At 44.5% G+C, this 12483-nt stretch carries 11 protein-coding genes and 2 pseudogenes; 10 read left to right on the top strand and 3 right to left on the bottom strand.

The genetic code is table 11. The annotated features are described in order from the left end of the window. From RIB93_RS22235 to RIB93_RS22210, 6 genes and pseudogenes are all read left to right on the top strand, one after another. Window positions 1–292 (top strand): hypothetical protein (locus RIB93_RS22235; RefSeq protein WP_446375709.1); only part of this gene is annotated, 292 nt, incomplete at its 5' end. A gap of 103 nt (window positions 293–395) precedes the next feature. After that, window positions 396–587, top strand: a complete 192-nt coding sequence (locus RIB93_RS22230; protein ID WP_446375707.1) for a hypothetical protein — start codon at window positions 396–398, stop codon at window positions 585–587. 10 nt (window positions 588–597) lie between these two features. Continuing rightward, window positions 598–1071, top strand: coding sequence for a hypothetical protein (locus tag RIB93_RS22225; protein ID WP_446375705.1), 474 nt, complete (start codon window positions 598–600; stop codon window positions 1069–1071). Between the two features lie 83 nt (window positions 1072–1154). After that, complete coding sequence (locus tag RIB93_RS22220; protein ID WP_446375703.1) at window positions 1155–1547, top strand: hypothetical protein; 393 nt, start codon at window positions 1155–1157, stop codon at window positions 1545–1547. A 111-nt stretch (window positions 1548–1658) separates the two neighbouring features. Further along, a complete protein-coding gene (locus RIB93_RS22215) occupies window positions 1659–3092 on the top strand; it encodes a protein kinase domain-containing protein (protein WP_446375701.1) in 1434 nt (477 codons plus the stop codon). A gap of 630 nt (window positions 3093–3722) precedes the next feature. Next, window positions 3723–3851 (top strand): annotated as a pseudogene (locus RIB93_RS22210) (transposase family protein); the annotation flags it as partial. Between the two features lie 139 nt (window positions 3852–3990). Here RIB93_RS22210 and RIB93_RS22205 read toward each other — a convergent pair. The 3 genes and pseudogenes from RIB93_RS22205 to RIB93_RS22195 all read right to left on the bottom strand — a co-directional run. After that, window positions 3991–4234: pseudogene (locus RIB93_RS22205) on the bottom strand (IS630 family transposase); the annotation flags it as partial. Between the two features lie 20 nt (window positions 4235–4254). Next, entirely contained in the window at window positions 4255–4452 is a 198-nt protein-coding gene (locus tag RIB93_RS22200) for a hypothetical protein (protein ID WP_446375699.1), read from the bottom strand. Between the two features lie 96 nt (window positions 4453–4548). Beyond that, window positions 4549–6762: a phosphoketolase gene (locus tag RIB93_RS22195; RefSeq protein WP_446375697.1), complete on the bottom strand. Its 2214-nt coding sequence runs from the start codon at window positions 6760–6762 to the stop codon at window positions 4549–4551. A 460-nt stretch (window positions 6763–7222) separates the two neighbouring features. Here RIB93_RS22195 and RIB93_RS22190 point away from each other — a divergent pair, with 460 nt between their 5' ends. From RIB93_RS22190 to RIB93_RS22175, 4 genes are all read left to right on the top strand, one after another. Continuing rightward, window positions 7223–7615 (top strand): hypothetical protein, encoded by a 393-nt coding sequence (locus tag RIB93_RS22190; protein ID WP_006100053.1) that lies wholly within the window; start codon window positions 7223–7225, stop codon window positions 7613–7615. 214 nt (window positions 7616–7829) lie between these two features. Beyond that, entirely contained in the window at window positions 7830–9128 is a 1299-nt protein-coding gene (locus RIB93_RS22185; protein WP_446375695.1) for an NB-ARC domain-containing protein, read from the top strand. Window positions 9129–9280: 152 nt separating this feature from the next. Further along, complete coding sequence (locus tag RIB93_RS22180; RefSeq protein ID WP_446375693.1) at window positions 9281–11041, top strand: protein kinase domain-containing protein; 1761 nt, start codon at window positions 9281–9283, stop codon at window positions 11039–11041. A gap of 314 nt (window positions 11042–11355) precedes the next feature. Beyond that, window positions 11356–12333 carry a tetratricopeptide repeat protein gene (locus RIB93_RS22175; RefSeq protein WP_446375691.1) on the top strand — a complete coding sequence of 326 codons (978 nt, stop codon included), beginning with the start codon at window positions 11356–11358 and terminating at the stop codon, window positions 12331–12333. Window positions 12334–12483: the final 150 nt, after the last annotated feature.

The following is a 12483-nucleotide window of genomic DNA, read 5'->3' as shown; positions in this document are numbered from 1 at the left end:
AGATGCTCAATGTAGCGAGCAAGATGCTCAATGTAGCGAGCAAGATGCTCAATGTAGCGAGCAAGATGCTCAATGTAGCGAGCAAGATGCTCAATGTAGCGAGCAAGATGCTCAATGTAGCGAGCAAGATGCTCGCACTACAAGGGTGGGAGCCATTATTGGCATTAAGGTTGAAATGCCGAACAGCTTACTGGCGATGTGCCAAGCCAACTACGCCCTTTGTCCTTTGTTCGTAATCACTTCTCTTCCCTTCTACTCTCTGCTTTCTACCTGTTGCTATACGTCCGAGTAATTGCGGAATCGGCAAATTATAAGCCCTATTTTTTTGTGTAATTTCCCGGAGGAAAAACAAGCCAAATATCTCTAGGATTGATCCAGAGTCAAGGTGATGGTTTATGCGGGTTCATCAACATTCTATTTTATTGGCAGAAGTGAAGCAACTGGTTGAGCAACTTCCGCTGGAAGACAAGGCTAAATTAGTTGAAAATTTGTTAACTGGAACTGACTCACCAGCGATTTTTGGGTGCTTAGATTTATCGAATTTGTTTTTTGCGATCGCGAGTTGGATTGCTACACGAGAGATATAAGCCAAAACCGATGAGTAAGACCCCTTTTTCAGACCCCTTTTTTGCCCAAATTCCTGCGGAAACACTCAAGACATTTACGCCAGAACAGTTAGAGGCGATTAAATATGCCTTTAGTCCCCGCCCTTGGAAAACGCATCCGGTTGATATCCGCTTAACCTTACCGATTCCTGGATGCCGCTTTTATCTCGTTTTGTTAGGCGGACGGGAATCGCGTTCTCCTCAACGGCGGCGTGCTGAACGTTCTCAATTTCCGCTATGGACGCCTGCCAATATTATATTGATTACGGCTTTTTTTTCGTTATTGCTAACCTCCAGCTATGCCTCAGTTTCAGTCGTCTTCGCTTCCTTCAAATCCTTCAATCTTCCTACTACCGCCTATCCCACCAGTCTGCCCTGGATTACTAACTCAGAACAGTGCCAGAAAACGAATAGAACCTGGTCAGAGGGGCAATGTTGGGACAGTGAACACAATCCTTTATTTTAATCCAAATTTGGCGTTCAATAATTGAAGTTTATTTGCTCAAATAAATTTTTGATAAAAACTAAATTAGGAAAAACTAGCCGTTTATGAAGCCGTCAAAACCCGATCCATTCATTGAACAATTTTTCGCTCGAATTCCCCCGAAAACGGCGGCAACGTTTAATCCTACTCAACTGGAAATACTCAAACAAACCTTCGGGAGTCGTGCATCGAAAAAACATACTGTTGATTTGCGGTTATCGATGCCATTTATCCAAGGAAGCTTTTACTGGGTGCTATTGATGGGGAGGGAAAAACGTGGTCGCGATCGCCTTCAGCAAGAGCGTCGTAAACATCCCCTCTGGACTGTTGCCAATGGTTTAGTAATTTCCGGATTTTTATTGATGATTGCCACAGCTTTACTCGGTACAGTTTTCATTCTGGAAGAGCCGGCAGATATTCAGATTAACTCAGAGGTTAACAACGTTGTCAAAGAATAAATCCACGTAGGGGCGCACTGACGTGCGCCCTCTTCCTGACATGCGATCCGTTCGTCAATAAACTATGATGTAGAAGATTTTCAGTCAGACATCTCTGGGGATGACGGTTTGATGATTGGACAAACACTAGCTGGACGGTATCACATTATTGACCTTATGGGCGGCGGAATGTTTGGTCAGACGTATCTGGCTGAAGATTTACAGCGTCCCAATCATGACCATTGTGTGGTCAAACATTTGCATCCTCAGTCTACTGATCCATTTACGTTACAAGAGGCAAAACGTTTATTTGAAGCTGAAGCCCAAGTGTTGAATCGTTTGGGAAATCATGACCAAATCCCGCGCCTGTTGGCTCATTTTGAGGAAAATCAGGAGTTTTATTTAGTTCAAGATATTATCGCGGGGCAGCCTTTAAGTCAAGAGGTGAAGCCGGGAAAACGGTTGAGTCAAGAACAAGTGATTAAGCTGTTACAGGGAATTCTGGAAATCCTGGAATTTGTCCATGAACAGAATGTGATTCACCGGGATATTAAACCGTCAAATATTATTCGGCGTCAGTCTGATAAAAAGTTGGTTTTGATTGATTTTGGCGCGGTGAAACAAATTACCACTCAGGTTGTCACACCCCAAGGACAATCAAATTTTACCATTGCGGTGGGTACAGAAGGCTATATGCCCAGCGAACAAACCCAAGGGAAACCGAGGTTAGCGAGTGATATTTATGCGGTGGGAATGATTGCGATTCAAGCGTTGACGGGAATCGCGCCGCAAGATTTACCTGAAGATGGGAAGACGGGGGAAATTATCTGGCGGGAACGGTTAAAAATTAATCCGAAGTTGGCAAAGGTGATTGATACCATGGTGCGCTGTCATTTTAGCCGCCGCTATCAGTCAGCGACGGAGGCGTTAAAGGCGGTGAAGCGGTTGCAATCGTCGGGGAAGTTTCGGTGGATTTTAAAGTTACTCAGAATTGATTTGGGGTTAGTGGTGGCGATGGGTTCGTTTTTAGCGGCTGTGGTGGTGATTCCGGAATTTAGGCAATTTTTCCGCATGGATGAACGGTTAGCACAGGTGGCGGATACGTTAGTTTATGAGAATGAAGGGTTAGGAATTCAGATGAATTATCCGAAAACCTGGGAACAAAAAGGAACAGGTGATCCGTTTAGTGGAACGGTGGCTCTATTTGTGCCAAAGGGGAATAATTCGACTGGGTTTAAACCGGAATTGACGATTAGTGTGGAACCGTTGACGGAATCGATGTCTTTAGCGGATTATACTACGGCATCGGTGGCAGAAATTATTGAGTTTCTGCCAGAGGCGAAGATTTTTTCGTCGGAGTCAGCAAGGTTGGCGGGAGATAAGGCTCATCGGGTGATTTATACCGGGAAGGATGAGGAGAATAATGTCCGGTTAAAGTCGATGCAAGTTTGGGTGTTGAAGAAGAATCAGGCTTATATTGTGACGTATACGGCAGCAGAAGATGAATATCAGGATGGGTTGAAACCTGTGGAAGAGGTGATGATGAAATCGTTTAAAGTGCGATGATTTTTATCCGAGGGATAGGGTAATGTCCATTCGTGTAAATTTAAGGTGAAAGCTTACCCATCTTGCTTTTCACCCTCATCCCCTAACCCCTTCTCCCATCAAGGGAGAAGGGGAATTATATCAAATCATACCAAGTTGCAGTCTAAGGTAGAATTTGTCATGCTGAGCGTAACCCTTCACTTCGTTCGAGGGCAGGCTCCGTGTAGTGAAGCATCTGTCCAGATTCTTAGCTTCGCTCAGAATGACATGGTAAGCTGTCACGCATTTAAATTGGGAATGGGTAGCGAGCAAGATGCAAAGCCTGCGGCATGGCTTCGCTTAACGCACTACAAGGATTTCGCAATTCTTGACATTATGGTTTAAATGCCGAACAGCTTAGAATGCAACTCGGTATCAGATATTTCTTGCTCCCCTCTCCCGTGCAACAAAAGCGAAGCAACATCTGGTCTCCCCATGGAACAAAAAGCGAAGCATCCTTTGGTCTCCCCCTTTTGAAGCAGGGGGTTTTCAAAGTCCGGGGGAATCTTTAAAAGAAAAGTGAACTTTTCCCGGTAAAATTAAGAAAAGCTCACTTTTTTAAATTAAAAAAAAACCATGCTTACTCGCCTAATTGAATAATTCAAAAAAGTCAAGGATTTTCGCAACAAGCGAGGCAAACGGCACGAATTATGGGTAGTTTTATCTATTATTTTTTTGGGTCTGATGACGGGACATGTCAATTATAAGCAGATCGCAAGATTTAGCCATGACCAAAAATAAAATCTAATAAAATGGCTAGGAATATGTCCAGAAAAATTACCATCTTATAGTACAATAAGAAGAGTGATGATCGGCGTTGAAACCCTAGAGATAAAAGCCATATTTGAAAATTTCGTCGAGCAATATAGCAATCCTAAATAGTTTGATAATCTAAAGCCCCATAATAAGTCTGTCTTTCTTTTTCATTTTTGAGAGGAACTTCTATTCTTAACATTTGTTCTTCCCCACGCATAACCTAACAAATCACCCCACAGCAGATGACATTCGTCAAGCATAAGCACCGTGCGGCTTCCAGCTTCTATTTCCGGTTTCCATTTTTCTAGCCTTACCTCTATTTCTTTTTTTTTAGCTTTGACTAATTCATCATTTTTAGCCGGATTCTTTTAGGGATGTATTATTACTATTATAAAGGATTCTGAGATTGGGGAGATTTGCCTGTTACTGGCTCATTCTCTCTTGTCTCCGCTAGTTCCTTGACATTCTTTTGACGCTGCTTTTCCAGTCTTCGCCTGTAAAGTTGTTCAAATAATAACGCCTGATCTTCAACAGAAAGGGCTTCAATGGATTCAATTATTGTTGGCAGAGATAGTGAGATGGTCATAAATTATGTTTTAACCCTCATTTTTTGCTCAATTATAACAATCCCCTACCCAGGAAAAACCCAGGTAGGGGCAAAATTAATCAATTCACTTCAATTCTAGCCAACCAACTCAGTCGCCCGCTTCGCCAAATTCTCAGCCGTTAACCCATTAAACGCCATAATTTGACCCGCACTCGATGCGGTTTCCCCGCGCTTCCAGGCAAAAATATCGCGCTTAACGGTACTCCGTAACATCAACGGTTCTAACATGGCACTGGCACCCCCGGTTACACCAATCAACGCATCGCCACCAAAGAACTCCTCAAACCTTTGATCATCTAAAAAGTGGCTATCAGGATCTGTACAAGTTTGCCACGCGACATCATGGGGACGATACAAACGCCGGGGACTAATTACGGAAACAACTCGCACGCCAATCCCTTCATTTTCCAGGTGAACGGCTGCATCTAAGACGGGAATCAGTGGCATATCGCCAATCACGGCAAACACGACTTGCTTACTCCCTTCGGTTTCATGGAGTACCACACCCCCATCTTTTAAGGCTTGACGGGTTTGTTCCAATGTGGTTAAAACAGGCAAAGGAGACTTACTCGCTATAATCGTAATTCCCTTATTCTTCATCGTCAGCGCCCAGTCATAACACACCTGGATACTATTAGCATCACAGGGAAACAAGGGAAACACATTGCCATTCCGCATCATGGCAGCAAAGTAATTTTCAATCTCTGGACGCTGGTGAGTCCAACCATTGCGCCCTTGTTCCAATGCGCCAGCGGTAAATAATGTAATTGTAGCGGGTGTTGGACGGCGCAATTCTGCCATGGCTTGGGTAACAGTTTGCCATATCGGTAATCCATTCACCGCGAAGGATTCATAGGAACACCAAAGGGTACGGGAACCAAACAAGGCTAAACTCGCGGCTAACCCCGCACAAGCATCCTCACTTAAGGGTTCGTAAACCTGACCCTTGGGTCCCTGATAATAGAGGTCATCGACGGTAGGATGGAGAATTTTCAGCGCCACGTTAACATTATTAATCCCAGAGGCGGCATTGCCATCGGCGTTAGAAATGATAAAGTTAGGGTCTTGTTTCCCCACATGGGCAACCAACGCCCCCATCGCCGTCGTCGCCACTTGCTTATCACCCTTAATTTCAAATTCGTTTAAGGGTAATGTGCCTAAATCCGGTAACGATAATTCCTTCTCCGTCACTACCTGATGCGACGCGGGACCCCCAGCCGCCCGTTCACAGTTGGTGCGTACCAGTTGCCAAGCCTCTGGGGGTAAGGCACGCTGTTTCAGGGCTTGGATAATCTCTTCATTGTCTAAGGTATGGTAGGCGTAGAGGTTGTGGGCTTTTGCGCCTCGCGCATGGACACCGGAACCCTTAAGCTGTTTGATAATCAGTACGGTAAGCTTACCGCCTAGGGCAGATTTAGCGGCTTTGTCTGTCGCTTCTAATACAGCTTTGGTAAATTCCAAGCGTTTTTCCCAGGAAAAGGCGGTGCTATCCACATATTCACCGGGTTGGTTGGCGTCGTCAAAGTCTTTGGCATTGACTAGGATAATTTCTTTAAATCCATTGCCTTCCCAATATTCAATCATCTCTTCGTTGGGTTTGGTGGATACCATACTGTGGTGTTCCTGAGAGTATCCATTCCAAACTAAGATGGGTAGGAAGTTGGTGACATCGGGATAGGCGGTGTTGAAGTGACCAAAACTACTCATTATGTAGGGTTCACCAATCCCCCCGTCGCCAATGGTAACTGGGAAGAGGGTATCCCGGTGGAGTAACGCCCCCGCCATGGCGAAATGCTGCCCTTGTCCCAAGGGTCCAGCCGGGTTCAGCAGTCCGGGAATTTGACCGGATAGGTGTCCTAGGAGTCCATGCATTTCCCGGAAGCGTTCCCGCATCTGTTGCACGGTGGTAATCCCCATGTCCTCTAGGGAACGGTCTAAGAACATGGTGCTGTAAAAGCCGGGGGCATGGTGTCCCACTTCGGTAATAATATTTTTGTAGCCCAGCATGATTAATGCGGCGATACCTTCGGCGACGCTGGCAAATCCGCCGGGATGACCGGATGCTTTGGAGGCTGTGACTTGCAGGGTTAGGTAACGCAGGGCATCAGCGGCTAGGAGGGTTTGGAAGATAGCCGCCGGGTCAGATGGAGATGCGATCGCGACTTTGTCCTCAGCAATGGCAGGTTTTCCACCATACGTCTCCAAACCCGGTAAGGCTTGCCCAAAATATTGGATGCCTTCGCAAAAGGCTGGAACGGGTGACGTAGTTTTTGGGGTTGTTGCAGTCATGCTGAGTACCTTAAATAATTGTATCGGTAGATTAACTTTATGAAAATTTTACAACGTTTTGCAACGTGAATGTTGTTAAACTTAATCAATTTTGCGTTATGCAGTGATAATTCTAGGTAATCAGACTGGATTCACGATAACGGCTCAGAAAGGAGTTGAATCTGTTTCACAGAATCAGGGTTATGTCAATAGGCGACAATTCGCTACTCTAAGAAACATGAACTCAAACACCCTTTCATGGGGAACGGATGCAGGCTTACAAAAAAATAGCGATGGTTTCATCCGTGTTTTAACCGGGGAAGCGTCAGTGCCTGTCGGTACGGCTAGGGCTTAAGCAGGGGAAGCAATGTATGTAGAGACGTGCCATGGCGCGTCTGGAAGCAGGGGGAAGGCGCGATCGCTACAATCAGAATAGATCCATAAGCGATTATCTTAAAATCACAAGAGATTACGTACTCCTATGACCGAAACTCAAGATAAACCAATCAATGAATCTACGTCTACCCCAGACGCAGCTCCAACTCAGTCGGGCAATTTTCTGCAAAGTTGGAAATTTAGAGCTGGATTAATCACGACAGCCGTTGTTTCAATTTTTCTGGGTTTCTTCTTGCTGGTTTTCTTCTGGCATCACATTGTTGCAGGGATGGGGATGAATTCTTGGTCTGATCGTGCTGGTGCAGAACCCATTGAGTGCATGATGAAAGATACCAACAATGATGGTTATGTGAGCTGTAGTGCCATGCGGAACGGTGACGTAGTTCCCCTAGAATGTGGTGTTAGTGTCTTTAATATTGGTTGCCGAGTGAATTATGGCGCGGCTGCGGCTCCATCGTTGCGTTCTTCTCCTAGATGATCAATGCAGGGTTAGCCTCCGTGATCGGGTTAACGAAGCCTCACCTTATATAAAATATAAAGGGCGACTAGAAGTCACAGCTACACAAGCAAAGTCCGGAGCCCGGAGTTCAAACTCCGGGCTTATAGCTAAAGTCCATTTTAATGGACTGGATTAAACTGTCCGTCTCACAGTCTATAATCAGAAGTACAGACTGACGTGAGAACCAAAGACATTGACTTCCCCAATTCCCCCTGAATTCCTGAAAACCTTGACCGCCGAACGCGGTGTGTCCTCCACTGAACTGGAGGCGTTATCGTTAGTCCTGACGGGTAAGTCAACTCAGGATGAGATTGCCCAATTTCTGGGGATCACTCCTATCGCCTTGCGGAAGCGGCTGGGTGAAGTTTATCGCAAGTTTGAAATTATAGGAACGGGTCCGGGTAAGTTAGTGGAATTGAAACAGCGTCTCATCTGTGCTTATCAAGCCTATCAAACTCAGTCCGCTCGGCGTCGAGATTGGGGAGAAGCGCCGGATATCTCGGTGATGTATGGGCGTCAAGAGGAACTAGAGAGGCTGAAGCAATGGATTGTCCAGGATAACTCGCGCTTAGTCGCCATCTTGGGAATGGCAGGAATTGGCAAAACTACGTTGGCGGTAAACCTGGCGCAGGATATAGAGGAGGAGTTTGAGTTTATTATCTGGCGATCGCTTAGAAATCCGCTACCCCTGGACAGTCTTTTAGCGGATTGGCTTATCGCTTTGGGAAATCAGGCGGAATCGGATTTACCTACAGACTTAAATGAGAGACTCTCTCTGTTGCGAGATTATTTAAGTCAACACCGTTGTCTATTAATCCTGGATGATGTGGAGACAATTGTGCGAAGTGGTGATAGATTTGGACGCTATAGTCCAGATTATGAGGATTATGGGTTACTCCTGAGGCAAATTGGTGAAACCTCCCATCAAAGTTGTTTATTACTTTGTTCTCAAGAAACCCTGAGAGATATCCGGCGATTAGAAACAACTCGTCCCTCGGTTCATTCCTTACAACTGAACCCCTTACCCGACGACGCCGCCCGCCAAATCTTAGCCGATAACGGATTAACGGGTGAGGAAAAATGGGATAGTTTGATTCGGGATTATCAAGGGAATCCCTTGGCTTTAAAGTTAGTCGCCGCCACGATTCAAGAGTATTTTAATGGCGATGTGGTGGAATTCACTAACTTGCAAACTATTTTAGTCGATGATATCTTTCGCGAAAACCTCGACCGACAGTTTGAGAAGTTATCCAATTTAGAGAAAGAAATTATACAGAGTTTAGCGAGTCAAGACAAGCCTCTGTCTCTGAGAACGTTACAAAAAAATAATTCTATCTCGTTTTCGGAATTATTAGAGGTACTGGACTCCTTACGGGGACGTTCTCTGATTGAGAAGACTGGGGGTGATGGGAAGAAGACTAGCGAACCATTTTTTACCTTACAACCGATTATTAGGAAATATGTTAAAACCTACAAACTGAATGATTTGTAGAGACGTTGCATGCAACGTCTCTACAGGTTGACCCTTCTAAGCTGTCATGCATTTAAATTGGGTATTAGTAGCGAGCAAGATGCTCAATGTAGCGAGCAAGATGCTCGCACTACTACGGCAAGAATTTCGTCATTATTGACATTAAGGTTTAAATGCCGAACAGCTTACCCTCCTACCCTTCTACCCTTAATAATTATGTGATTTACTGTATTAATCCCTACTGCAAACAGCGTCAAAATCCCGATGAATTGGAGTGTTGCCAAACCTGTGGTACTCCACTATTGATTCATGACCGATATCGGTTGATTCAACCCTTACGTCGATTAGATTGGCGGAAATATACCGATATCTTCGAGGTGGATGATCAAGGAACCCGGAAAGTGATGAAGGTTCTCAACAATAATCAGGATAAATTAGTTGAATTGTTTGAACGGGAAGCTTTGACGCTGGAACTTTTAAATCATTCAGGAATTCCCAAAGTTGAAGGTGATGGGTATTTTACGGTTTCTGTTCATAATAACACAGAATTACACTGCTTAGTTTTGGAAAGAATTGAGGGACAGAATTTAGAAGCCTGGGCAAAACAGTATGGGGAAATTTCTCAAGCATTAGCCCTCAATTGGTTGAGACAACTTCTTGAGATTCTTGATTACTTGCATCAAAACCAATTCTTTCATCGGGATATTAAACCCAGTAATATTATCCTGAAGCCGGATGGCAGATTGGTCTTGATTGATTTTGGCAGTGTGCGGGAGATTACCGGGACGTATTTGGCGAAACTTCGGGGAGATATTGAACTAACCAAGATTATATCAGAAGGGTATACACCACCGGAACAAAGGCAGGGCAAATGTTTGCCCCAATCTGACTTTTATGCCTTGGGACGCACGTTGGTTTATTTACTTACTAATAAACCGCCTAGTTGTCTACCTATTAATCATAATACAGGTCAGTTAATTTGGCAAGATAAAGCACCACACATCTCTAAACCTTTAGCCGAGTTTATCGATGATTTGATGGCAGATGCAGTGGTGAATCGTCCCCAAGATGTGAAAGCGATCGCGCAGGGGTTAACCCGCGTCAGTCTGTGGTTGCGGGGGTTGGCGTGCTGGGTGCGATCGCCTCAAGGAATTGCCACTATTATTACTCTAGGAATTATAGGAATTGGCGGATATCATATCTCACAACCTTGGCGATTTCAGTATTATTGGAAACAGGGACGAGAAGCTCTCATGGAATTTCGCTTAGAGCAAGCTAGAATCAATTTAGAGCGAGCGGTTAAAATTAATCCCAATAGTGCCATAGCCCGCAGTGATTTGGGTCTGGTTTGTAAGTATCAAGAAGACATTAAATGCGCTAAAGAACAATTTGTTCAAGCTTTAAATCTAAAGTCAGACGCTGAAACAAGGGCAACGATTCACTACAATTTGGGAATACTTTATGAGGATAGCGAAAACTTTGAACAGGCGCTGGCTGAATATAAACGTGCCATGCAAGATAACGGTTATGTCGGTATTGATGCAACGAATAATTTTGCCCGTCTGCAAATTTGGCAAAAGCGTAATTACGACATAGCGATTAACCTGCTACTCAAGGCTTTACAGCGAACAGAAAATATTGACTTAGATGAGACAGAAAAAAACAGTCTCCAATCCGTACTCTACAAAAATCTCGGTTGGGCGCGTCTGGAACAAAATCGCTACCAAGACGCCGAAAATTATTTACAAAAAGCCATTAATTTAGATGATAAACAAGCAGCGCCACACTGTCTTCTCGCCAAAATTTGGCAAAACCAGGGGGATAATAAAAAAGCGTTGATATCCTGGAAAAATTGTCGCAATGCTGAGTCTGGAGGATTACCCGAAGTACAGGTATGGCAAACGGATGCATTAGACTATTTAAATGCACAGTAATTCTCTCAAGAACAACGGAACGGTGCGTTACGCTGCGCTAACGCACCCTACGATTTTGTTGGTTTTCATGGTATGTGGCGCAACGTGAGTGTGAGTTTTGTAGGGGCGGGTTTCACTACTATCTTTTCGGTTGCACCCATAAGTAACTAAACCCGCCCCGACTCAGGTTTCTAGACTTCTCGCGAAAAGTCAGTATGATTTTGTTCAGACAAGCAACAATTTTGTTCAGACAAGCAATATTGCTAGAAATGTCATCGTTAATGTCTATACAATGATATTAATGTCTTGTGCTGCTACCGTGCTTTTGTGTTAATATGAAGCCTAAGGTATTATTTCCCTTACTCGTTGCATTTAGCTTAACAACGGGAATCGAGAGTATTGTCTGGCAACGTGCGATCGCGGATACCCAAAACCCCAAGCCAATCTGCCCAGAAAATAGTCCTTGTCGTTTCCCTCGTCGCAGTGGTTTGACGGATATTCGGGTTATCACTCCTCCCAGAGGTTCGCTGCTGAATCCGCAACCTACCCTATCTTGGACACCGCTAGCCGATACTCAAGAGTATACCGTGCGTTTGTTGCGATCGGGGGAAACTATTTGGGAATTACCGAATGTGCGAGACACCGAAATTCCCTATCCAGCCAATCAATCTCCATTAACCCCTGGGATTAATTATGAATTGATGGTTGAGGCGGATGGAAAGGCGGGGAAATCGATGTTTAGACTGATGACACCCAGCCAAGCTGAATCTGTGATGGCTGAGGTGCAAGAGATTCGCCAGAAGAATCTGAGTGTAGATGAAATGGCGTTACAACTTGCCGAAGTTTACCAAGACTATGACTTGATGACAGCCGCGATTCAAACGCTAACAGACGCGATTGATCAGAATAGCCAGAGTCTAGAGGTTTATCAGAGTCTGGGTAATTTATATAATCGATTGGAGCTACCGAGAGTAGCAGAATTAGTTTATCAAGAATCCCTAGATTTGGCAAGCAGTCGTCAAGATATTGCCGGACTTGCCCAGGCGCAAATTGGATTGGCGAAATCCTTTGTGGCGCAGGAAAAATTACCGCAAGCTGTTGAGGCGTTAACGGCAGCATACAGCCATTATCAGCAGTTAAATAATGCTGAATTGACTCCGCAAGTTGCCCAGTTTTTAGGCGAAGTTTATGAAATGGATAATAATTATGAAGAGGCTCGGCGTTGGTATCAAGACGCTAAGGCGGGATATGAGGCAATTGGTGCTGAACAGCGGATTGAGTACATCGAAAAAGTGATGCGGCGATTAAATTAATTTGTCATTTGTCATTGACTCAAATTCTTTAGACGTAGGGTGCGTTAGCGCAGCGTAACGCATCACCTATTAATTTTCGGTTGTTTTTTCGGGTTCAGGTGGGTTGAATTTAGAAGGGTGATATTATGTCTGTTATGTTTTTTCAACGCA

It is taken from the genome of Coleofasciculus sp. D1-CHI-01 (assembly GCF_040218875.1).
In the GTDB taxonomy this organism is placed as follows: domain Bacteria; phylum Cyanobacteriota; class Cyanobacteriia; order Cyanobacteriales; family Coleofasciculaceae; genus Coleofasciculus.
This window is presented reverse-complemented; position numbering and strand designations above follow the sequence as displayed.